Annotated in this window: 20 protein-coding genes and 1 pseudogene; 10 read left to right on the forward strand and 11 right to left on the reverse strand. The window is 53.1% G+C overall.

The annotated features are described in order from the left end of the window. Window positions 1-5: 5 nt before the first annotated feature. Entirely contained in the window at window positions 6-674 is a 669-nt protein-coding gene (locus tag C7476_RS24385; protein ID WP_114432534.1) for a haloacid dehalogenase type II, read from the reverse strand. Between the two features lie 327 nt (window positions 675-1,001). Between C7476_RS24385 and C7476_RS24390 the strand changes: the two genes are divergently transcribed. From C7476_RS24390 to C7476_RS24415, 6 genes are all read left to right on the forward strand, one after another. Further along, window positions 1,002-1,847, forward strand: coding sequence for a GNAT family N-acetyltransferase (locus C7476_RS24390; RefSeq protein WP_114432558.1), 846 nt, complete (start codon window positions 1,002-1,004; stop codon window positions 1,845-1,847). A 31-nt stretch (window positions 1,848-1,878) separates the two neighbouring features. Then, window positions 1,879-3,255 (forward strand): aspartate aminotransferase family protein, encoded by a 1,377-nt coding sequence (locus C7476_RS24395; RefSeq protein ID WP_114432535.1) that lies wholly within the window; start codon window positions 1,879-1,881, stop codon window positions 3,253-3,255. 324 nt (window positions 3,256-3,579) lie between these two features. Next, a complete protein-coding gene (locus C7476_RS24400) occupies window positions 3,580-5,190 on the forward strand; it encodes an ABC transporter substrate-binding protein (protein ID WP_114432536.1) in 1,611 nt (536 codons plus the stop codon). A gap of 76 nt (window positions 5,191-5,266) precedes the next feature. Further along, window positions 5,267-6,220, forward strand: coding sequence for an ABC transporter permease (locus C7476_RS24405; RefSeq protein WP_114432559.1), 954 nt, complete (start codon window positions 5,267-5,269; stop codon window positions 6,218-6,220). 8 nt (window positions 6,221-6,228) lie between these two features. Next, a complete protein-coding gene (locus C7476_RS24410) occupies window positions 6,229-7,074 on the forward strand; it encodes an ABC transporter permease (RefSeq protein ID WP_181872589.1) in 846 nt (281 codons plus the stop codon). Further along, window positions 7,074-8,735 (forward strand): ABC transporter ATP-binding protein, encoded by a 1,662-nt coding sequence (locus C7476_RS24415; RefSeq protein WP_114432538.1) that lies wholly within the window; start codon window positions 7,074-7,076, stop codon window positions 8,733-8,735. Before C7476_RS24410 ends, C7476_RS24415 begins: the two co-directional genes overlap by 1 nt. Window positions 8,736-8,801: 66 nt before the next feature. On the opposite strand, the gene C7476_RS24420 is transcribed toward C7476_RS24415, so the two are convergent. Beyond that, the gene (locus C7476_RS24420) at window positions 8,802-9,278 is read right to left on the reverse strand and encodes an Lrp/AsnC family transcriptional regulator (RefSeq protein ID WP_106713079.1); all 477 of its coding nucleotides are present in this window, start codon (window positions 9,276-9,278) and stop codon (window positions 8,802-8,804) included. Window positions 9,279-9,514: 236 nt separating this feature from the next. Between C7476_RS24420 and C7476_RS24425 the strand changes: the two genes are divergently transcribed. Next, window positions 9,515-10,840 (forward strand): NAD(P)/FAD-dependent oxidoreductase, encoded by a 1,326-nt coding sequence (locus C7476_RS24425; protein WP_114432539.1) that lies wholly within the window; start codon window positions 9,515-9,517, stop codon window positions 10,838-10,840. A 375-nt stretch (window positions 10,841-11,215) separates the two neighbouring features. On the opposite strand, the gene C7476_RS24430 is transcribed toward C7476_RS24425, so the two are convergent. From C7476_RS24430 to C7476_RS24450, 4 genes are all read right to left on the reverse strand, one after another. Continuing rightward, window positions 11,216-12,199, reverse strand: coding sequence for a threonine/serine dehydratase family protein (locus C7476_RS24430; protein WP_114432540.1), 984 nt, complete (start codon window positions 12,197-12,199; stop codon window positions 11,216-11,218). 181 nt (window positions 12,200-12,380) lie between these two features. Further along, window positions 12,381-13,373: an ornithine cyclodeaminase family protein gene (locus C7476_RS24435; protein ID WP_114432541.1), complete on the reverse strand. Its 993-nt coding sequence runs from the start codon at window positions 13,371-13,373 to the stop codon at window positions 12,381-12,383. Between the two features lie 600 nt (window positions 13,374-13,973). Continuing rightward, entirely contained in the window at window positions 13,974-14,357 is a 384-nt protein-coding gene (locus C7476_RS28895) for a type II toxin-antitoxin system VapC family toxin (RefSeq protein WP_114432543.1), read from the reverse strand. After that, on the reverse strand, window positions 14,354-14,554 hold the full coding sequence (locus C7476_RS24450; RefSeq protein WP_114432544.1) for a type II toxin-antitoxin system VapB family antitoxin: 201 nt from the start codon (window positions 14,552-14,554) through the stop codon (window positions 14,354-14,356). Before C7476_RS24450 ends, C7476_RS28895 begins: the two co-directional genes overlap by 4 nt. A 585-nt stretch (window positions 14,555-15,139) precedes the next feature. Here C7476_RS24450 and C7476_RS24455 point away from each other — a divergent pair. Continuing rightward, window positions 15,140-15,601 carry a YbhB/YbcL family Raf kinase inhibitor-like protein gene (locus tag C7476_RS24455; RefSeq protein WP_114432545.1) on the forward strand — a complete coding sequence of 154 codons (462 nt, stop codon included), beginning with the start codon at window positions 15,140-15,142 and terminating at the stop codon, window positions 15,599-15,601. Between the two features lie 43 nt (window positions 15,602-15,644). Here C7476_RS24455 and C7476_RS24460 read toward each other — a convergent pair whose 3' ends face one another. Beyond that, on the reverse strand, window positions 15,645-16,751 hold the full coding sequence (locus C7476_RS24460) for a mechanosensitive ion channel family protein (protein WP_245426538.1): 1,107 nt from the start codon (window positions 16,749-16,751) through the stop codon (window positions 15,645-15,647). Window positions 16,752-16,878: 127 nt separating this feature from the next. On the opposite strand from C7476_RS24460, the pseudogene C7476_RS29610 reads away from it, so the two are divergent. Next, window positions 16,879-17,261 (forward strand): annotated as a pseudogene (locus tag C7476_RS29610) (beta-barrel domain-containing protein). A 4-nt stretch (window positions 17,262-17,265) separates the two neighbouring features. Here the strand turns inward: C7476_RS29610 and C7476_RS24470 are convergent. Further along, window positions 17,266-18,111, reverse strand: a complete 846-nt coding sequence (locus tag C7476_RS24470) for a hypothetical protein (protein WP_147274726.1) — start codon at window positions 18,109-18,111, stop codon at window positions 17,266-17,268. Between the two features lie 372 nt (window positions 18,112-18,483). Here C7476_RS24470 and C7476_RS24475 point away from each other — a divergent pair, with 372 nt between their 5' ends. After that, a complete protein-coding gene (locus C7476_RS24475; RefSeq protein WP_114432548.1) occupies window positions 18,484-19,665 on the forward strand; it encodes a Fic family protein in 1,182 nt (393 codons plus the stop codon). Between the two features lie 212 nt (window positions 19,666-19,877). Here the strand turns inward: C7476_RS24475 and C7476_RS24480 are convergent, their stop codons facing one another. The 3 genes from C7476_RS24480 to C7476_RS24490 all read right to left on the reverse strand — a co-directional run bounded on the left by C7476_RS24480 (window position 19,878) and on the right by C7476_RS24490 (window position 23,245). Beyond that, entirely contained in the window at window positions 19,878-20,978 is a 1,101-nt protein-coding gene (locus tag C7476_RS24480; RefSeq protein WP_114432549.1) for a porin, read from the reverse strand. 595 nt (window positions 20,979-21,573) lie between these two features. After that, window positions 21,574-22,500 carry a helix-turn-helix domain-containing protein gene (locus tag C7476_RS24485; RefSeq protein ID WP_114432550.1) on the reverse strand — a complete coding sequence of 309 codons (927 nt, stop codon included), beginning with the start codon at window positions 22,498-22,500 and terminating at the stop codon, window positions 21,574-21,576. Window positions 22,501-22,672: 172 nt separating this feature from the next. After that, window positions 22,673-23,245, reverse strand: a complete 573-nt coding sequence (locus tag C7476_RS24490; protein ID WP_114432551.1) for a TetR/AcrR family transcriptional regulator — start codon at window positions 23,243-23,245, stop codon at window positions 22,673-22,675. Window positions 23,246-23,291: the final 46 nt, after the last annotated feature.

The following is a 23,291-nucleotide window of genomic DNA, read 5'->3' on the forward strand; positions in this document are numbered from 1 at the left end:
GCGCTCTAAAGCCCGACGGCGCCGGCCAAACCGGAAATGCCGTTGATTTCGGTATAGCCATAATAGGGATTCGCAGGCTCATGACCGCGATTGACCCAGATCTTGTTCTTGATGCCCAAATCATGAGCCGACATCAAATCATAACGAAATGACGAGGAAACATGAAGAATGTCTTCCGGATTGGCGTTGAGCTGATCCAGCATGTATTCGAAAGCCCTGAAGCGCGGTTTGTACGCTTGTGCCTGCTGCGCAGTGTAAACGGCGTGGAACGGAGCGCCGAGCTTTTCAACGTTCGAGTGGATTTGTTCATTCATTGCATTTGAAAGAATGACGAGGGGAATTTCCTTCGCGACCTTGGCAAGACCCGCTGGTACGTCCGGGTGCGGACCCCAGGTCGGAACCTTCTCATAGACCTTGCGTGCGTCTTCTTCATGGAATCCGACACGGTTTTTCTTGCAGGTCCGTTCAATCGCATTGTGAACGACTTCACTATAAGGTTTCCACTGGCCGAGGATTTCGTCGAGGCGATAGGCGGCAAAATCCTTTACAAACTGCTGCATGCGTTCTTCGTCAACCTCGTCGCAATAGAGTTCGCGCGCGGCTTCCGCCATCTGGAAATTGGTCAGCGTACCGTAGCAATCGAAAGTAATGTATTTCGGTCTAAATTGGGTCATGCTCTAATCCTCCTAAGCATTGCAGGCACGGCCGTGCCGTTCACAAGCATCATAATGAGCCGTGAACGGACTAATCACTGCATTCATATCGGCACAAAGCAGATTGTTTCGTATCCGGTCAAAGCTTTGGCAGAGAGTTTTGTCGGGCGATTGTCGCAGGCAGCTTTGCAGCTGAGTTCGGCAGTCGTTTGGCCATGGTCACGGCATAACATGCGGCGGCAGTGCAAAAGGACAGTGAAAACGCTCTGCCTAAACATACCGGTCGGGATGAACTGCTGCTTGAGGCATCTTAATCTGAGTCCATGAAGAACCATGCCGGAACCAGCTATGAACGCATCACAAATTATTTTTGAAACGATGACGCAAGACCATCTCGGTGAAGCTGTTGCCCTGTCTGCTCAAGCAGGTTGGCCGCATCGTCGCGAAGATTGGGCGCTGGTATTGGCTTTGAGCAATGGCGTGGTCGCGCTTGAGGACGGCCGTGTGGTTGGAACCGCGATGACGACACTTTTCGGCGGCGATACCGCGACCATCAATATGGTTATCGTCGATGACAGCATGCGCGGACGCGGGTTGGGCCGCAAGCTGATGCAGACCGCTCTTGAGGCTGCTGATAAACGCATCTGCCTTCTGATTGCAACGCAAGAGGGGCTACCTCTTTATGAGAAGCTCGGCTTCGTCGCGACTGGCGAGATCATTCAGCATCAGGGTGTGGTGTCAGGGGTGGACGCGCCGGACAATGTATCGTGGGCAACGCCTGAAGATTTCGCTCATTTCATTGTTCTGGATCGGCTGGCAGCGGGACATGATCGCTGTGAACTCATGCGGCTTCTGGTTGAACGGGCCCAATTTGCAGTCGTTCGTACTGATGGCGCGGTGAATGCATTTGCAGCAATCCGCGCATTTGGACGCGGGTTTGCTATTGGCCCGGTTGTTGCGAGCAACGACAGCGAGGCACGGGCGTTGATCGGGTTCCTGCTCTCACAGCACATGGGTGAGTTTGTCCGCGTCGACACGCACATCTCGACAAATCTGGCGAAATGGCTAGCTCAACGCGGGCTCGTTCATGTTGGCGGCGGAATATCCATGCGCAGAGCCGCAAACATGCAGCAAGAAAACAGAATCGCTTCGCCATATCGAACCTATGCCCTTGTAAATCAGGCCCTGGGTTGAGCCGCAAGAGACTAGTTGATTGGAGAATATTATGCTGAGCAATTCCTTGATCGAACTTGATCGCGCCCATCTGGTGCATCCGGTTTCGTCCTATCGCAGCCACGAAGCTGCGGGTGTGCGTATTCTAAAGTCGGGCAAAGGGGCTACGGTCACTGATGCCTCCGGCCACACCCTGCTCGATGGCTTCGCAGGCCTTTGGTGTGTCAATGCCGGTTATGGTCAAGACAGCATCGTCGAGGCGGCCACGAAGCAGTTGCGCGAGCTGCCCTACGCTACCGGCTATTTTGGTTTGGGATCAGAACCCGGCATTCGTCTCGCGGCTGAACTGGCTGACCGCGCACCAGGCGATCTCAATCATGTCTATTTTACGCTGGGCGGTTCTGATGCGATCGACAGCACGATCCGCTTTATTCGCTATTACTATCATGCCAGGGGCATACCGCAGAAAGACCAGTTTATCTCGCTTGAATATGGCTACCACGGTTCCTCTACAGCAGGTTCGGGCTTGACCGCCCTTGCAGCATTCCATGTGGGCTTCGGGGTGCCTTATGACTGGCAGCACAAAATCCCCTCGCATTATACTTATCGCAACCCTGTCGGCCCTGATCCCCAGGCAATTATAAATGCCTCGGTTGCGGCGCTGCGCGCGAAAATTGAAGAACTTGGCGCGGAACGTGTAGCTGCTTTCTATGTCGAACCTATTCAGGGTTCAGGCGGTGTTCTTGTGCCACCGACTGGCTGGCTAAAGGCCATGCATGCAGTGTGCAAGGAGCTTGATGTCCTTTTCATCGCCGATGAGGTCATCACCGGGTTTGGCCGTACAGGCCCGCTTTTCGCCTGTGAGGAAGACGGTGTCGTACCGGACTTCATCACCACTGCCAAAGGCTTGACGTCCGGCTATATGCCAATGGGTGCCGTCTTAATGTCGGAGCACGTCTATTCTACGATTGCGGATGGTGCGGGTAAAGCAGCAGTTGGCCACGGCTATACCTATTCCGCGCATCCGGTCAGTGCTGCGGTTGGTCTTGAATGTCTGCGCCTTTATGAAGGCGGATTGCTCGACAATGGCCGAAAGGCAGGAAAGCGTTTGCTAGCCGGGCTCCAATCGCTTGCTGATCATCCGCTGGTCGGCGACGTGCGCGGGCGTGGCATGCTGGCTGCAATCGAATTGGTGACCGACAAGGAACGCAAGACGCCGCTGCCGGCAGCTGCCGATCCAGCACGGCGTATTTTTGACCGCGCCTGGGACAATGGCCTTGTCATTCGCGCCTTTGCCAATGGTGTGCTGGGCTATGCACCGCCGCTTTGCTGCACGGATGAAGACATCGATGCCATTATTGAGCGCACGCGCCTCACGCTGGACCAGACGCTGGCGGATAATGATGTGCGCGCGGAAATGAAGGGATGAGAGAACGAAAACAGTAGGAGATGATGCGATGGATTTCGTGAATCCCCGAAATTCGCAATTTTATGCTGCCGTTCCGGACCGATTCAGCGCAATTTATGCACACCTCCGTAACACACTGCCATAGCTGTTAAAAGTCAGATCCAATGGATCGCGCTGGGATGTATCGACAATTATTCCCGCAGCTGCTGGACTCTCCTTTGATACGCACAAGCTGCGTTGGCCGACACTGCAAGAGGTATTTTTAACAACTGACTATCTGAAAGATTGGTGTAGCCGGTGACCATAAGCCGGCGCCCGACACAACCATCAACAAGGGGAACTGCAATGAGCGAGAAGATAACCAACTGGACTTCTTCCGACCACCGGATGATTGAAAATGCAATTCGCCGCGGAGCGAACCGTCGCGAACTGCTCCAAATGATGATGATGGGCGGTGTGGCAGCAGTAGCCGGCGCTTCTGTTTTCGCGCGTGCTACTTCTGCACTGGCAGCAACCCCTGTAAAAGGCGGCTTTATCAAGGCCGCGGGTTTCAGCACATCCACTGCAGATACGCTTGATCCCGCCAAGGCATCAAATGCGACGGATTACGTTCGTTGCTGCGCGTTTTACAACCGCCTGACCTTTCTTGATGGCCAAGGCCAGACCCAGATGGAACTCGCGGAGAGTATTGAGACCGCTGATGCCAAGGCCTGGACTGTCAAGCTGCGCAAGGGTGTGACTTTTCATGACGGCAAGTCACTCACTGCTGATGACGTGGTCTTTTCGCTAAAGCGCCACCTTGATCCGGCTGTCGGGTCCAAAGTCAATGCGCTGGCCAAGCAGATTACCGACGCAAAGAAGATCAATGACACGACCGTTGAGATTACGCTGGAAAGCGCAAACGCAGACCTTCCGACCATTCTTGCGATGCACCATTTCATGATCGTGGCCAACGGCACGACTGACTTCTCCAAGGGAAATGGCACGGGACCGTTCATCTGCAAGGAGTTTCAGCCCGGCGTTCGTTCGATGGCATCGCGCAATGAGAACTATTGGAAAGACAACGGTCCCTATCTTGATTCCTTCGAGTTCTTCGCAATTTCAGACGAATCCGCCCGCATGAACGCGGTCCTCTCGGGCGACATTCAACTGGCTGCCAACCTCAATCCGCGCTCGCTGCGGGTTCTTGAGAACAATCCGGCGGCAAAACTCTTCATTTCCAAGCTGGGCACCTACACCAATCTGAATGTGCGGCTTGATATGGCGCCCGGCAACAAGGCTGGCGTTGCGGAAGCTTTCAAATACCTCACCAACCGCGAAGTTATCCAGAAATCGGTGTTGCGTGGACTGGCGGAAATTGCAAACGATCATCCCGTTCCGAATACCAACAAATACTTCAACGCCGAACTCAAACAGCGCGAGTACGACCCAGAGCACGCCAAATCATTGCTTGAAAAGGCCGGCGTGCTCGGTCAGGAAATTCATATCACCGCAGCGGAAGCTGCCTCCTCATCGCTCGATTATGCGATGGTACTCCAGCAGGCAGCTTCATCCATAGGCCAGAAGGTGGTTATCGATCGCGTGCCTTCGGATGGATATTGGTCGAACCATTGGCTAAAAGACGCCGTGCATTACGGCAATATCAATGCACGTCCAACTCCCGACATCCTTTTCTCACTGCTCTATAAGTCGGATGCGCCCTGGAACGAAAGCCAGTACAAGTCTGATAAGTTCGACTCTATGCTGCTTGAGGCTCGCGGTATGTTGGACGAAGCGAAACGCAAGGAAATCTATGGCGAGATGCAGGCCTTGATCTCCAGCGAAGCAGGGACTGTCATTCCTGTGTTCATGTCGAATGTTGACGCGATTTCGCCAAAACTGCAGGGCCTTGAGCCAAATCCGCTCGGCGGCATGATGGGCTACACATTTGCCGAGCACGCCTGGCTGGAAGCCTGATTATTTCTTTGTTTGGCCCGGACAAAGCACTTTGTCCGGGCGATATTTTCCCCAAGTTGCGGACTGGTGCATGATCATGAAGTCCCCATTGCTCAATATTATCATCAAGCGCCTGATAGTCGCAGTCATGACGCTTCTCATTGTCGCGTTCACGATTTTCTTTGCGACCGAGATGCTGCCGGGTGACGTGGCAGAAATTTTGCTGGGGCAGGCGGCTACGCCAGAAGCGGTCGCCGGACTTCGTCATGCGATGAATCTTGATCAGCCCGCATTCTTTCGCTTCCTTTACTGGCTCGGACACCTGTTGAGGGGCGAACTCGGGGTATCTTATGTCAACAATGTTCCTATCGCTGATCTGATCGGCGGCAGATTGGTGAACTCGCTCAAGCTTGCTAGCGTCACAGCTGCCATTTCGGTTCCAATTGCACTGTTTCTCGGTATTACTGCCGCTATCATGCGCGGCACTTTCTATGACCGCGCTGTCTCGATCATTACAATTGCGGTCATTTCCGTGCCAGAATTCATGGTTGCAACAATCGCAGTCATTGTTTTCGCGGTGTATCTCGGCTGGCTACCCGCACTCTCCATGGCCAATGAGGTCACATCGTTTTCCGGCCTGTTGAAGGTATTCGCCATGCCAGTCATCACATTGAGTTTCGTGATTTCTGCGCAGATGATCCGCATGACGCGGGCCGCAGTTTTGGAAACGCTGGATACGTCCTATGTGGAAATGGCCTTGCTCAAAGGCGCCTCGCGGTTCCGGATGGTAATCGTCCATGCGCTGCCCAATGCGCTGGGGCCTATCGTCAACGCCGTCGCGCTTTCGCTTTCCTACCTGCTTGGCGGCGTCATCATTGTGGAAACCATCTTCAACTATCCCGGCATTGCCAAGCTGATGCTCGATGCAGTTGCAACGCGCGATCTGCCCTTGATTCAAACCTGCGCGATGATCTTTTGCTTTGGTTATCTCCTGCTTATCACGATAGCAGATGTGATTGCCATCGTCTCCAACCCGAGGCTTCGATCGTAATGTCCCCCATGACAAATCAGCAGCAAACTAAGTCTGCGTCCTTCGGATACCGGATCAATCTGGTTGGCGCCATTTCTTTCCTCGTCGTTCTGGCCTGGGCCCTTGTCGCCGTATTCGCTCCATGGATTGCGCCGCATCCGGTTGGTGAGATTGTCGATTTCGATTTCTTCGGCCCCACAAGCGCGCAGTTCCCACTCGGCACCGACTATCTTGGACGAGACATGCTCTCGCGCATTATCTACGGGGCACGTTTCACGGTCGGGATTTCACTTGCGGCTGTTTTTCTGGCCTGCTTTGCTGGCGTCTTTTTGGGGATGATGGCAGCCGTGGTCGGTGGTTGGTTCGATTCTGCTCTCAGCCGCTTTCTGGATGCGCTGACCTCAATCCCAAGCAAGATTCTGGCCTTGGTAATCGTTGCCGGCGTGGGTTCGTCCATTCCGATTTTGATCGCGACTATGGCGGTCATTTATACGCCTGGCAGTTATCGCTTTGCGCGTGCATTGGCAATCAACATCAATGCGATGGACTACATTACCGTTGCAAGAGCTCGCGGCGAAAAGATGGGCTATCTGATCCGCTCGGAAATTCTGCCCGGGATTATTCGCCCTGTGCTCGCCGATTTTGGCTTGCGTTTTGTCTTCATCGTCCTGCTTCTGTCAAGCATGTCTTTCCTGGGACTGGGCGTGCAACCGCCTTTTGCTGACTGGGGTGCTTTGGTCAAGGAAAATATCGGTGGGCTAACCTTTGCAGCACCTGCCGTGGTCTTGCCCTCTATTGCCATTGCGAGCCTTACGATCAGCGTCAATCTGCTGATCGATAATCTTCCTCAGAAGATCCGCGATCGGAGTGAGTGATGGGCAATATTGTAGAGGTTAGTCATCTGCGCGTGGATGCAAAGACCGATTCCGGGCGCAAAGTGGAAATTATCAGGGATGTAAGTTTTGAAATTGCAGAAGGCGAAATCGTAGCGCTCATCGGCGAGAGCGGTTCCGGCAAAACGACGATTGCGCTCTCCCTGATGGGTTACACGCGACCCGGCTGTCGAATCGTGAGCGGCAATATAGCCATAGGCGGACAGGATGTCGTCAATCTTTCGGAGCGGCAAAGAGCACGAAAGCGTGGCACCGAAGTCTCCTACGTTCCTCAAAGTGCGGCGGCGTCCTTCAATCCCGCGCATCGGATCATGGAACAGGTCATCGAAGTGGCGAAAATCCATCACCTTATGCCGGTGAACCAGGCGCGCAAAAAGGCGATTGCTCTATTCAAGGCGCTAGCACTGCCAAACCCTGATACGATTGGTGATCGGTATCCCCATCAGGTATCAGGCGGGCAACTGCAGAGGCTTTCAGCGGCGATGGCGCTAATCGGTGACCCGAGGCTCGTGATTTTTGACGAGCCAACGACGGCACTCGACGTGACGACCCAGATTGAGGTTCTGCGCGCGTTCAAGTCAGTCATGAAAGAGCACGGCATTTCCGGTGTATACGTATCCCACGATCTGGCGGTTGTTGCCCAGATTGCCGACCGCATTGTCGTTCTGAAAAATGGCGAAGTGCAGGAAGCCGGCAGTACGCGAGATATTCTCCACAACCCGCAGCACCCTTATACCAAGGAACTTGTGGCCGCATTTGAACCAGCTCTGTATGCACGCCCGAAAATGGTCGAGGCCGAGAAGCCAGCACCACTTCTGGTCGTCGACAATGTCGTTGCGGGCTATGGCATGGTTGGAGGTTCAGGTGATCCTGCGATGATCGCCGTCGATAATGTCAGCCTGCAACTCGCGCGAGGCAGGAACCTGGGCATTATTGGTGAATCCGGCTGCGGAAAATCTACGCTTGCACGCGTCATCGCGGGCATTTTGCCTGCTGCGCGCGGCCAGATACACTTTGACGGTGCGGAGATGCCGAGCGACTTGCGCAGGCGCAGCCGCGATCAGTTGCGCGAACTACAAATTGTTTTCCAGTCTGCGGATACGGCGCTTAATCCGTTCAAATCCACTGCTGATATCCTGGCTCGTCCGCTGTCGTTCTATCATGGGATGGACAGAAAAAGCCGTGAAGCACGAATTGATCAGCTTCTCGATATGGTGCGCTTGCCACGAACTCTGCGGTATCGGCGTCCGGGCGAATTATCGGGTGGTCAAAAGCAGCGTATCAACTTGGCGCGAGCGCTGGCGGCGGATCCCAAACTTATCCTTTGCGATGAAATCACGTCCGCTCTCGACACCGTTGTTGCCGCAGCGATCATCGATCTCCTGAAGGAATTGCAGCGTGAACTGAATTTATCCTATCTTTTTATCAGCCACGATCTTTCCACAGTCCGGGCCATTTGCGATGAAGTCGTGGTCATGTATGCGGGGAGGAAGGTCGAGCAGCTGAGCCCCGGCATGATGGGCAGCACGGCGAGCCATCCTTATTCGCGGCTCCTGTTTTCTTCAGTACCTAAGCTCGACCCGCACTGGTTGGACAGTCTGGAACAGGATCCTGACCTGGTGCGTGAGTTTACCAGAACCTGATATACCGTGGCAGATTTTGAGCAGGGGAAAGCGGTGTTGCAATAGCAGCCTTTTGACGTTTTCCATCTACTCAGTGAAGATCACATCCAAGGGAAGGTGAGCTTTCACGATAGGGGATTTGAGCACGACAAAACTGAAATATTTGTCTATGCCGATATCCATGTCGATGAGACGTTCCATGATGGTCTGATATTCAACAATCCCCGGGGTGACGAACTTCATCAAATAATCGTAGCCACCGGAAACCAGGTGACACTCGATGACCGAATCGACCTTTCCGACCGTGGTAAGAAACCGTGCAAAGTCGGTCTGGCGATGGTTCTTTAGCGTGATCTCGGTGAATACCGTCAGTGTTTGACCAAGTTTTGAAACGTCGATCTGCGCTGAATAACCTGTGATATAGCCTTCTGACTGGAGCCTCTTTACCCGCATCAGACAGGGACTGGGAGAAAGGTTGACGAGTTCGGCAAGCTCGACGTTGGTTATGCGTCCGTTCTTTTGCATCTGGGATAGAATTTTAATATCTATTTTGTCCAGCTTCATAGAGATACCAATCATTTAATACTGTGAAAAAAGAATATCGTCTTTTTCATTCTATGCTGCAATCGCTTCAGGCCGTTTTATGATATTCAGTTCAGGTGCGATGCAGACCTTGATCGGATGCAATAATCGCCTGCTAAAGGTAAGGAAAACCACAGGAAATTCTGTGCAAGATCAAACTCCGAAGCATGACTCGGCGCTCATTGCGTTAGGATGCAGAAACACTGGGAGTTTTACCCATGCCTGCGCCCCTATTGCATATTGAAACCAGCCCGACTTTACCCGCAGAGGCGGATGTTGTCGTCATAGGCGGCGGCGTTGTTGGTGTATTTACAGCCTATTACCTCGCCCGCAGCGGTGTGAAGGTTGCCCTCCTAGAAAAGGGAAGAATTGCTGCCGAGCAGTCGAGCCGCAACTGGGGATGGTGTCGTCAACAGAACCGCGATGCGCGGGAACTGCCGATGGCCACTAGAAGTCTTGAGTTGTGGGATAAGATTGCTGAGGAAACCGGCGAGGATACGGGTTTTCGCAGATGCGGGTTGCTCTATCTTTCGCAGGATGAAGCTGAAATAGCCAGCTGGGCGAAATGGCGTGATTTTGCAAAAACTGTTGGTGTCGAGACACATATGCTGAGCGCGGCAGAAGCTGCCGAACGCAGCACAACAACGGCAAACTTATGGAAAGGTGGTGTCTTCTCGCCAACTGACGGAGTCGCTGATCCGTCGAGAGCAGTTCCGGTTGTTGCAAGGGGCATCATGGCGGCTGGAGGCACAGTGCATCAGAATTGCGCGGCCCGCGGTTTGGAACTGAGTGCAGGACGGGTGACCGGAGTGGTCACAGAAGCCGGAGTGATCCGCACCAAGACGGTGGTAATGGCTGGTGGCGCGTGGGCTTCGTCCTTCTGCAACCAGGTGGGCATTCGCTTTCCACAGGCGGCCGTTCGTGCTTCTATTCTTTCTGTCGCGCCCGGGGCGATTGACTTGCCGGATGCATTACACACATCGCAAGTATCGATAACTCGCCGCATGGATGGAGGATATACTCTGGCGATCAGCGGCCGCGCGCGAGTAGATACAACACCCCAGCAACTGCGGTTCAGCCGCGAGTTCGTTCCCATGTTCATACGCCGCTGGCGCAGCCTTGCGCCTGGTGGGCTTGGCGGCTGGTGTGAGGGACATGAAACGTTGAAAAAGTGGTCGCTCGATGACATCACTCCGATGGAAAAGAATCGTATTCTTGACCCGAAGCCTGATGAAGGACAGATCCGCCTTACCTATCAAAGAGCGCAGAAACTATTACCGGAATTAGCCAAGTTTCCGATTGCCCACCGCTGGGCGGGATATATTGATAGCACACCGGATGGTGTCCCTGCGATCGGAGAAATAGAGGCTGTACCAGGCTTTATTCTTGCAGCTGGATTCAGCGGTCATGGTTTTGGGATAGGCCCTGGTGCCGGTCATATGATAGCCGACCTGATCACAGGCCGTTCACCGCTAGTCGATCCAACTCCCTACAGGCCGGAGCGCTTAAACCGCAGCGCATGGGGAAATGTCGCTGAGTTCTAGACGTGGTTCGCGATTACAACTCTCGTCCCGTCTAGATGCATCAGAGCGGATTTTCAGCGAATGAGAAGCCCAAAATCGCACGACAACATTCTTGCACCCAAACGGCGGCCGCACCGCCCTACTTATAAAGCGCGTAGTGCGGCTGCCAGCCCAGGGATCGGCGGAAGATCGAGATTAAATCAGTCCTCGTGCCGGGTGCGTTAGCCAACGCCCGCGACTGCAAGCCTGGTCTTCTGCCTGGTGAAACCGTTCCTCGATGAGCCATGATGCGAAGCCGTCGACGATCGGGCGGATCCTTTCGTGTCAGATGGCTCACTGGGCAGACCGGCTCATTGCCATGCATGTCACCGTGAGCGCATGCACATCTGTCGTTCTTCATCTTTCGTTACTCTCAGCAACTTTGTATATCTCAGCAAGGTCGCATAAGTCCCAGTTCCCTCCAGTCAACACCGCGCAAACCTTTTCGTCCGGTTTGACTTCTATGGAGCCGGCCAACAAAGCTCCAATACCAATCGAGGCGGCCGGTTCAGCGATTAATTTTGCATCGTTGGCAAGAGTACGCATACCTGCGATGATATGTTCGTCGTCAACGAGGATAATCTCATCCACATACTTTTCAATAATAGGATACGGGTTGTTACCCGGAACACTTATTCTCAAGCCATCCGCAATGGTATCTTTTAAGGGAAACGACGTACGTTCTTTATTTATCCGGCTGTGAAAATACTTCGGTGTTAAGGCAGGCTCTGCGCCTATAACGCGCACTGATGGTTTCGTTTCCTTGATAGCCGTTGCGATTCCCGAGATAAGGCCTCCGCCGCCGACTGGAATAATGACCGTATCCACATCTTCCAAGTCCTCCAATATTTCGCACCCTATTGTTCCCTGGCCAGCCATTACCATGGGATCCTCAAAACCGTGAATGGTCGCATATTTGTTTTCTTCAGCGATTTCGTAGACCCTCTTCCATCTGGCAGCAGTATCCCCATCAAAGAGAACGACTTCCGCGCCCAGGGCCTTTGTATTGGCAATCTTAATTTTTGGCGTGGTCACCGGGAGTACCAATATCACTTTTACGCCCAGCATCCTTGCCGCGTAAGAAAGCCCCTGGGCATGATTGCCCGACGATGAGGCAATGATGCCGTTTGCGATCTCTTCTCTTGGGAGCGAAAGTACCTTGTTGAGAGCGCCGCGAATTTTAAATGCGCCAGTAATTTGCAAGGTTTCAGGTTTAAGATATAGCTGACAACCAACAACTTCCTCTATTTTTTCTGCTCGCAACAACGGCGTATGCCTGATGAGAGGTGCCAGCCTTTTCTGGGCTTCGCGAATGTCCTGTATTGTTGGGTAGTTGCGCATATTAGCTGCCGCCCTTCAACTTCAAGAATCACGTTCCTCTGAACATAAGAGGACGCTTTGATCGAGGTTAATTTATTTTTTGGAACCAAGCTTCGGATTTGCTCGCAGTGTACTGAACAGGCAGGGGCCCTCTTGGTGGGAATTTTAAGAGCAACTTTACTGTGCGAAGTCTCTAAAATCGTTATTCAAAGAACTCGAAGAAAGTTCCAATGTTTCTTTCTATAGCATTTCGATAAATTTTGATCGACGTTACATTGTCTTGTATGGCCATTCCTGTGGAGTCGAAAATGGTAACTTCTTCATCATTTTCTCTTCCTGGCTTTTTGCCCAGCAATATCTCGCCGATTTCTCCATGGATATCGTCTTGGGTGATGATATTTTTATTTAATGGATGCCACGTTTCGCCCTTTTCGGTGCACTGCGCAATTGAGTCAACGACTACTTTTGCATTCCTAAAAATCTCTGGACCCAGTTCTTGTTTACCTTGCTGATCTGTACCAATTGCAACAATGTGTGTACCGGGTTTCACCCATTCTGGTTCCACAAGCGACCCTTTTCCGCGGGTCGTCGTAATCAAGATATCGGCCTGCTCAACGGCTTCTTTTTTGGAGTTTGCCATGATTACAGGAATGCCAAATTCGCTTTCAATATCCGTCTTGTATTTGGAGAGCGTTTCCGGGTTACGGTCCCATGCGTGAATTTCTTCAATTTTCATAGTGTCGTTGATCATCCGGATTTGCATTCTTGCCTGATTTCCCGTCCCGATCGACGTAATTTTTTTGGCATTTTTCCTTGCCAGCGCTTTTACGGAAACGGCTCCAGACGCTCCTGTTCTGAGACCAGTGATCAAACTTCCATCCATAACGCAAATTAACGCACAACTCCTGGCATCATGTAGCAGGATGGTCCCCATGCCACTGGGTACGCCGTGTGCTGTTGGGTTGTTGATGAACCCTCCAGAGGATGCTTTCATAGAGATCACTTCGTTGGCTTTGTAATAACCAACCTTGAAGTCAATTTCCCCACGAGGCGAGGGGAGATGTATCCCGATATAGTCAGGTTGTTCCACCTGATCGCTGTTGAAGGCTTTGTATGCCTCTTCTACCGTACCGATGACTTCGCTAATGCAGATTAATCTGCTAACTTCCTCTCTTTTAAGCAGCAGCGTTTTCATGCATCACCTCTCTATTTTTAGTTCGTACCTACGCCATACGCCCGCGGCCGAAAGCTTGACACTCTGCAGATATACTCGAGAGGCGCATGTTCAAACGTTGAGCAGGACACGTTGATCTGGGGCCGCCGGATCGACAAAACCGTGAGCACGAAGATCAAGCGGGATTTGGTGCTCATGTTCATACGTCTCCGAGAATGCATTACCCGAATACGTGTGAGCATTATTGCATCGGGTACGCAGCAGAAAATGTCGAGTATTCCCCAAATACACACTTTGCATTGGTTTCCAGATCCGTCTGCGAAAGCTTTTGCGGTCACGACCGTGCCGTACTCTGACTTGCTGACTGGTTGTGGATCAGCGCGGATCGTCATTGCAACGGCGAGGGAATCCGAAGGAGATAACGAACAGGACCATCCATAAACCGCCATCGGGTGTTCCTGTTCTGTGCGTTTAAGTTGCATAAGGGCTCGACTGGAACCGCACTTGAAACTTCAACGTGGTTCCTTATGACAGCTTTTGGAGCCAAATCGGTCAATCCGATCCCGCCAGAGTCTAAGTCTGCTAGTGGCGCGATGAAATAAGGCCTTTGGTTTGGCAATTTTAGGTGGGACGATTTACGGGTAGGTGCAGTGTAGCGCCTGCCTTTTCGGCCGCTGCTCTTAGGCGCTTGTCTCTGGTCCATAAGGTCGCTCGCTGATCCAGAAGGACGGACGCCAGCAAGTGAACATCAGTGTAGCCAATGCCGATGCTGAAAAGACTGTGGTGATCGATCATTGTCATGACTTCATCGTGCGTGGCGACGACTGCCACGCGCTGCGCCGTCAGAAAAGCGATCACGCTGCCGCGATCCTTAAGGCTGCCAAGCGCCAGCTCACCGATCACGGCTGGGTGGCAAAGTAGGAGGTCGTCTTCAATGATCCTGCGCAGCTCCGCATCAACACGACGAAAATGATCAATCCAGATCGAGGTGTCCGCGAGTATCACTTGGGCGCTGCGCTCCGGCGACGTGGAGCTGCCTCGGCATTGGGCATAGTTCCTCCGAGCGCGATGAGGCGCTTTCCTGACTCCACACGGACAAGCGTTTCCAACGCCTGGCGCACTAGGGCCGCAGTTTCATTTTTACCGGTCAAGAACCTAGCCTTCTCCATAAGCGTGTCATCGAGGTTAATAGTCGATCGCATGATGTAGCTCCCTAATTTGAAGCGCGGACAATAGCACCATTTGGTGATAAAATCTATGTCGGCTGCAGCATTTCTAGGCGGTGGGTTCTACATACTGGCCGATCTACCGTCATAAATGGTGGCTCACGGTTCGTATCCTTTCAAGGCGGTCATAACCTCTGCTTCTAGGCCAGTTGCTGACGCGGCGAACGCGTGCAGTTTGGCTAAACCGAGCTCGAGCCATTTCTGCCACCCGTCGACTGCAAGCAGATTTCAGGTGGATTTGAACCCTACTCGTAGAGGGAGTGGCATTTGCGGAAAATCTGGCGTTATCTGGTTTTGCCCCTTATCGGGTTCGCCACCTTCGTCTTCTTCAACAACACGCCTGCTTGCGCCTCAACAGTCGGTTTCTGGGCTGGCGGCGTCCTCGGGGCAAATGACATCGTTTGCCTGTCTTGCATATGGCGATCATATTTCCTGGAACAAACTCGGTCCTTGCAGGTTGGAAAGAATGTCGGCGGAGCAAAACCTGCGGGATGCGGGCTTCGTCCGTGAAGCGCAGCGTCGGTACAAATCCCAGTCAAAACACCTGTTGAAGGAAATCCCATGGTCTTGACGTTAGTGAGCCCTGCATTTGCTGATGGCGATGCTATTCCCCCAAAATATACCCGTATCCACCAAAATCTGTTTCCACCATTGAAATGGAGCGGTGTTCCTGATGGGACACGCAGTTTTGCACTAGTCGTTGAAGATGCCGATGCACCAAGTGGGATTTTCCGGCATTGTGGAATATTCAACATTCGGCCGACACTAAATGGATTGCCTGAAAGTGTGGATACTGTGCCGGGCCAGGCGCCGCGTTTTTCGGAGAACGATTTCGGCAATGCGCGTTATGACGGACCGCACCCACCCAAAGATGATGGAGTGCACCACTATCATTTTCGCTTGGCGGCACTCGATGTTCCGAATCTTTCTGTGCCCAGCTCCGCAGGTGCTGGGCTGATGTGGAATGCAGCAAAAAGATACATACTTGCGCAAGCGACACTGACCGGAACATTTGAGGTGTAAAATCCGAAGCCATAACAGGGGCGGCATTTCGGCTGAGCAAATCTCAGTTCTCTCGCGTTGCTGATTGGTTCGTCCCCGTTTGCCCTGTTGTCGCGACATTGCCGGGATTCAAACGAATCCGCGGCAATGCCTGCGGATATTCGCGCTGGATGAAGTCGATCAGCTTTTCGCGAACCTCGCAACGCAGATCAAATGTTCGGCCGGAATTCGTCGCGGATACAAGGATCCGGATTTCCATCACGTTTTCCTTAAAATCGGTGACGGCGACATTGGCGACGCGCTGATCCCATAGCTTGGAAGCGGCGAGAATCTCCTCAACTTTGCTGCGAAGCACTGCGATCGGCACACTGTAATCAAGGTAGATCATCACCGTGCCTATCAGCGAGGCGCTCTCGCGTGTCCAGTTCTGGAATGGGTTTTCGATGAAGTAGCTGAGCGGGAGAATGAGGCGCCGCCAGTCCCAGATTTTGACAACGACATAGGTTGAGGTGATCTCCTCGACATTGCCCCACTCACCTTCAACAAGCAGTGCGTCATCGATGCGTATCGGCTGGGTGATGGCAAGCTGAATGCCCGCGAAGAGATTCTTCAAGACCGGTTGAAGTGCCAGGCCCACCACAATGCCGGCTGCACCGGCAGATGCCAAAAGACTGACACCATATTGCCGGACCGCATCAAAGGTCATCAATGCAGCGGCGACCGCGATCATTATGATCAACAGGTCGATGATTCGCCCGATGATCCGCGATTGCGTCACATGCTTGCGCGCCAGCAGATTGTCTTCGGCATCAAGTTTGAAGCGCCTGAGATAAACAGTCGTCCAGATATGCGCGGCCGACTTCACCATCCAGGCAATCAGCGCGATGAAGCAGATGAGCAGACCATGACGAAGCACCGAGGCTTGCAGATCGGTCAGGGGCGCGACCGAAACCGCCAGGGCGAGTGCAGCCACCACAACCGCAAAGCGCGCAGGGCGCTCGGTCCGTGAGATCAGCGAGCGCCAGAACAAATCCCGGGCGGCAACGATACGGGTGAGCAGGTTGTAAAGAGCGCGATGCGCGGCAAGGCCTATGCCAACCGTACCGGCGATGAGGGCAAGGTTGATGATCCAGTCCGGCAACCATGCCACCTGTTCTTCGAGATGGATCATAAAATTTCTCATGCCGTCAAAGTAGAGTGCAGTGCGGGATAATGAAAGAGTATCCAAAGCGCCGTTACAAGTCACGCGCTCGCACTATCCGCGTTCGATGGACAACCAGGGCGAATAGGCAGGCTAAGTGGCTGGCTTGAAGCCGGCTGATATCGACCAGATCCATATCGGTCAGCGGGCTGAGCTGCGGTTTTCCGCTTTCAACCAACGCACGACGCCGGAGATTGCCGGATACGTCAAGACGGTTGCTGCCGACCTGCTCCACAATCCGCAACCGGTGAAAGTTGGTATTTCGCCCGTATCGAAATACCGCAAAATGAATTAGATCGGCTAAAAGACTTGGTGCTGCTGCCGGGCATGCCGGTAGAGGCGTCATTCAAACCGGTGAACGCAGCGCGCTTTCATTTCTCACCAAACCTCTGTTTGATCAAATTGCACGCGCCCTGCGCGAGGATTGACTTGCAACCGTACAAGCAACGTTCCGATCCATCGTGCTCAGGCAGCAGTTGATAGTTTAAGTCTTCATGGCACTCTGCGGCAATTGTTGTCTATAGGAAGCCCTAACCGCATAGGTCAAAATGGTAATCGCCAACCACAATCGGACATAGGAAACGCTGGCGAGGAAACCGATGTAAAGCAGGTTTCTTCCAAACGGAAGCGCGAGTGGTTCGCCTACCGCCCACACAAGCCTCCCCACGAAAAATTGAACGAAAGTGCATGCAACGAAAAGCAAACCAATAATTATAATAGCCTTCGTCAGCTGTTTCCATCTCGCTTTGAATTGACGAACGACCGAAAGGAAAGTCGGCTTACGATCAAGGCCCTTTTCAACAACCATTATGAATACAATGGCAGCAATCAGGGCACTCCAAAAAGGCAAAAAACCCCGACCCCATACAAACACGATACCATCAAAGCCGAGCCAGAACTTTGACGCCGAGTACTTATTCATCCCCAGCAACACAGCTATAATGATGGTGCAAAAGAACAGAAGTAAAAGCCGCCAAAGCACCGCCCAACTCAATGACAACTGTCGGTGGAACGAAAGGCGCTCGAGAGCGGTAAATCCTCCCGTCAACCTCACCATCTTCTGGCTCGCGAGCAGAAATGCGATGAACACGGGAACGTGCGCGACGAAGAAACCGAGTAGCGAAAGACCGCCAGGCCACGATAGGGAATAGAGGCGGATCACCGTTGCTAACAATAACCAGGGTAGGGTTTCCAGCACCAGGTAGGGGCCAAAGCCAACTTGTTCGTTGCGGTACACGCTGCCGCCGAGTGAGGATAGTATTGTTGCCGCTGGTTTCATATGACGGTTATAAAATCGTCCCACGAACGCAGCATTAATCCATTCGATCAAATGCCGTGCAACACGCGAAATTTGGAGTGATTTTTATGTGGTCGTCGCAACTACGGTCGCTATGCGAAAATCACGATCAGATTAAAGTTTCAACGCAAATGTGTCGGAATCACCGCGACCGCTTTCCGCCACAGTCAGACGGTGTACGGAGTCAAGATTTGGCCACACCAATCACTATTTTAGCCTTGTAGCTAGGTTGAATGCGGAAGCGTCGGATGTTGTCGTCCTGTGCTTTGAAAGTCGCATAATGGCTCAACCTTAACAAACTTCTGTAAGTGCTCGGGGCTTATTTAAGGGCGCTTACCTTAGCTCCTCAGCTATTTAAGCGAAGGCCGTCTTGCTTAAATAGTGGCAGGAAAGCATACTTGGTACATGTCTGATTCTGAATCAAATAAGTGGCTCGGCCGCTTTGTCGAAGCACCCGTTGCCGGCGAGATGGTGCGGGCATTCGTACCTCCGCCTTTGCCGCCCACACCGTCGATTGACGTCCTTTCACTTTTGGAACGACTTAGTTTAGCGGAACGAGCGCTGGGGCGGCTGGACGGTATCACGATGCTACTCCCTCGCCAGGAGCTATTTCTTTACATGTATGTGAGGAAGGAGGCTGTTCTGTCCTCACAGATCGAAGGAACACAATCGACGCTGTCGGATCTTCTTCGTTTTGAGATGGAAGCGCAGGCGGGCAACCCTATAGACGACATCCGCGAAGTCTCGAACTACGTTGATGCCATGATGTACGGTCTAGAGCGGCTGGAAGTCCTGCCGATGTCACTGCGTCTGATTCGTGAAATGCACGCGCGGTTGCTGCAAAGCGGGCGTGGAGGGACCAAGAGCCCTGGCGAGTTTCGACGTTCGCAGAACTGGATTGGGGGCTCGCGACCTGGCAACGCACTCTTCGTGCCGCCGCCAGTCACCGAGATGGATGTCTGCCTAGATGCGCTCGAACGTTTCATGCATGAAGATCAGTCGCGACTGCCAGCACTCATAAAAGCCGGCCTTTTGCACGTCCAGTTCGAAACCATTCATCCCTTTCTGGATGGCAACGGCCGCATCGGTCGTTTGCTGGTCACGCTATATCTTTGTGTAAATGGTGTGTTGCGTAAGCCGCTGCTCTATCTCAGTCTTTACCTTAAGACTCATCGAACGGAATATTATCGACTGCTTCAACAGGTCCGTGAGCAGGGCAATTGGGAAGCTTGGCTCGACTTCTTCCTCGCTGGCGTCGCCGACACAGCTAACCAGGCATTCGACGCAGCCACCCGCATTGTCGATTTGTTCAAAGAAGACCGGGACAGCATCACAGCCCAAAGCGACCGAGCCGGCTCGGCGCTGCGCATTCATGATCTCTTTCAGCAAAATCCGTTTCTGACAGCCAATCAACTTGTTCAGAAGACAGGGCTATCGGCGCCTACTGTCAATGCGGCACTCGCTGACCTGGAGCGTCTCGGTATAGTCGAGGAGGTGACGGGTCGGAGGCGAGGTCGTGTTTTCAAGTATAGACGATACCTTACCATCCTTAGCGAAGGCACCGATCCGCTGCCCGCAAACCTGTAATGAGAGCAAGCCCTTTGCGGGGCTGCGGGTTGGGTCGCCACTTGAAGATGCGCCCATGGTGCGAGACTTTTCGATCTTTGAGGACAATGGGATCGCGATTGAGGGGCCATTGGGATGAAGTCAAGATGTAACGGGAACTTACAAGAAAAGCGGCGAGCTGGAACTCGCCGCCATATCTTCATTCGAACCAGATCTGTTTGCGGTCAGGTTGATCAGAAATTGCGCTGGAAGCGAACGATACCGCCGAATGCGTCATCGTCGCCGCCATTGGCGATCGAGTCATCCTTACGTGCGCCATCAAATTTGGTGTAGTTGATTTCAGGCGTGATGGTGAAGCCTGGTACCAGCTCATAGGCTACATTGAGAGCGAGAGCGTATGTGCCTTCGTCTTCGTATGCGGCCTGTGCGTTGATAGTCGCCTTATCGGTAACCTTTGCAGCAACACCACCCCAGGCAGCCCAGTCACCCTGGAACTGAGCGAACCAGTTGGTTTCACCGGTGTAGAAGGAATTCTCATCGAAGTCGGACTGATAGGCGCCCAAGAGCCAGAGCGAAACCTTGTCGGTGATGTTGACGTCCACGCGCAGGTTGGCAGCGATATCTTCCTGCTTGGAATCATAAGCCACTGTGCCAGCAATCTTGCCCCAGGCCTGTTCCCATTTTGCGCCGGCAAGAACATGCGGCATATAATCGTCGATGACGTTGTCAGCGAACTCGTCGGAACCCTGCTCAGCAGCGATGATAGCCGAAAAACCGTTGCCGCCAACAAAGGTATAGCTGATCTGGTTTGTTTTGCCGGACTGATAATTGATAACGTCGTCATTGATGATATCGCCAGCGTAACCGACCCATGCGCCAAAGATTTCATCGGCGATACCAATACGGAAACCGCCCAGCTCAATGAAAGCCTCTGGCAACGAACCGCCGCTGTCTTCACCATCGTCGTACTGGAAGCGGCCGACGATATAGGAACGCAGAGTACCAAGTTCGGTTTCCGAACGGGCATCCATACGGATCTCCGCACGTGTGCGCTTGTGATAGGTCTCGTCACGGGTGCCATCTGCCTTGAGGCGGCCGAGGTTCGAACCGTCATAGGGATCATCGCCAGCCTGGGCATCGTAACGGACCATGCCGCCGATCTTCAGGCAGGTTTCGGTACCGGGAATGTAGAAAAAGCCAGCGCCATAGGCATCGCAAACGCGGACATATTCGACGGGTTCCGGTTCTGCAACAACGACTGCATCTGCAGCGCGAGCTCCCGATACTGCAACAAGTGCAGCAGCGGAGCCGAAAAGAAGACTTTTGATATTCATGTCGATCTCCAGTTAAGGATCGTTGGGTTAAGAACAAGCATCCAAGAGTGCCGAATGCCTCACCTATGTCTTACTTGGAGGCCGCCGAGGTCAAAGGACATAACTGGGGGCATCGGACGGCCGGTCACATTGTTGCCAAAATGCTACAGAAGGCCCGAACCGGCTTGGCAACAGGCAAGTGTCGTAGAGCGCCAGAACGAATGAAATTCCCCTATGGCGTTGGGAGTTATTGTGTACCTCATCTTACGGAGTGTTTGGATCTGAACCCGGCTCTGCAATGGGTGAAGTAAAGTCAGGGCCGGGGATAATTCCGGAAGAACTGGACCCAAGGGTACAAATTCCCTTCGAGGCAAGGGCAATTCACCCACAAAAAAGCGACCAATTATGTTCTTTGACTACCGTTGAAATCGGATGCAACTTGATTGGGCTCATTCTGTCCGGTGTAGGAGGACTGCTTCGTACAGGAATGAGTGTGTTGAGTTGACGTTGATCTCCAGTCAAGGCTCAAAGGCCCTGCCCCTCTCCATGGGGCGGGGTCATTGCTTCAGATCATCAAGGCGAAACTGGTTACCGCGTTTTGGCTGCGAACCAATGATCAGGCACAGCGGTCCATTGGAAGCAGGTCGTAATCTCTGTTAGCGAGATGGACATCGAATTGTACCCTTGCGACGTGGACTGCCACGATATTCGCAAAGACCTCCATGAGGGATGGCAAGACCTCGACCTTTCTGCCGCCGCCTTCAAGCAAGCGAACCAACCCCTCGGCCTCGGCTTTCTGCATAAGCCGGCGTATATGTGTTCTGGACACTCCGTAAAGACGTCCGGTCTCATCGAACGGAAAAGAGACCGTGCCGTCATCAGCGGACGACGATTTCATCCACATCAATTTGCAAAGGAGTATGGCGCCGCTCTCGCTCGTCGTAAACAGCCGTGAGGCCTGAAGGTTCGACAACAATGTTCCAATATTCAGCAGGGAGTGTAGGCTCGATGCAAAGTATCGTTCCATGAAATCACCGGAACCGCTCATCAATCGGCGATAGTGTCTCAACGGAAACATTCTATCCGCCGCTGACAGCGCAACATCGACGATAGCGCTGGCACTCGTTATCAACCGCTCTGTTGGCAATATCAGATGATTTCTGTGGTCGCGCGCATCCTGAATGCGCGTTACGAGACCGACATTCTCCAGCAGATCAATCGTTGCGGCAGTGGTATTCGGGCTGCACACGCCCAACGTCGACGTTATATGCTGTAGGGATGAAACGACTGCGCCGGGATATTTGTCGTTACGGCCGAAGTGCAGGGCAAGAACGGACATGCAGATGACCTGCCGAGCAGTGTTGGCCATCACCTTGTTGGCCATATAGCGTCCCTCAAAAATCCTGACGATACCCTCGGCGTAATCGGCTGCCGCCGATATAAAATTCGGATTGCTGCGAAGGATTGTGGTTCTCTGTAATAGCCAGCGCGAGCGCGTTTCACGGCTGATACAAGGAAGAGTCTCCAGCAAATTATCGTTCATGGTGACACCGCTGTTGATTGGAAGCCAATATCTCGTCCGATGGATCTATCTATCCAGTTGCGTCACGATTTCGGGCAGCACAACTCGGCAAGAGGAGGAAGGTTGGGTTTCAGACATTCCATGCGCCCGAAAGCAATCGAATCTTACAAGGGTCCACGTCGCGGCGGGATTTCTAGGCAGGCGGGTCGACCGTCGTCCCCCATCGGTCGTCATTTATGAGCATATCGATCGCTAAACGAATCTCGGCTGATTCCTCATTGGAGAGCGGGATCAGATTGAGAAGGTTCGACAGTACGATTCCCATGATGGCAAAAAAGGCGACCCGCTTATAAGGACCGCCCGCATAAGACATGCCTAGCTGTTCCAACAGAGCCGTCCCGAATGCCTGCAATGTCTTTGGGGGTTCCCCGTTTGCGGCGCTCAGCATCAAGGCAGCGAATCGCCTGCTTCCTTGCGACTTGTCGATCGATGTTTCCGCCAGCATTGCTGAAAGGAATGAACCGGCTGTGCGCTCCCGTTCTGAAAGCCTGCGCCCCATGCTGGCGACAAACCGATTATGAAGACTGCTTTCCAGCGCTTCTTTCGACGGGAAGTGATAGAGCAGACCGCCTTTGCTGATCCCGACTTTCTCGGCGACGGCGTTCAAGGTCAATCCGGTCACACCGTTGGCAAGCAAAACCTCCTCTGCGCCGTCGAGGATCTGGTCGGCGGTGGCCATGCCGCGTTTGTTGTGTTTCGCCGCCATTCAGTATCTCCATAATCCACGCCTGCTGTCCCCGCCAGGCCAGATG

It is taken from the genome of Phyllobacterium bourgognense (assembly GCF_003337575.1).
In the GTDB taxonomy this organism is placed as follows: Bacteria; Pseudomonadota; Alphaproteobacteria; order Rhizobiales; family Rhizobiaceae; genus Phyllobacterium; species Phyllobacterium bourgognense.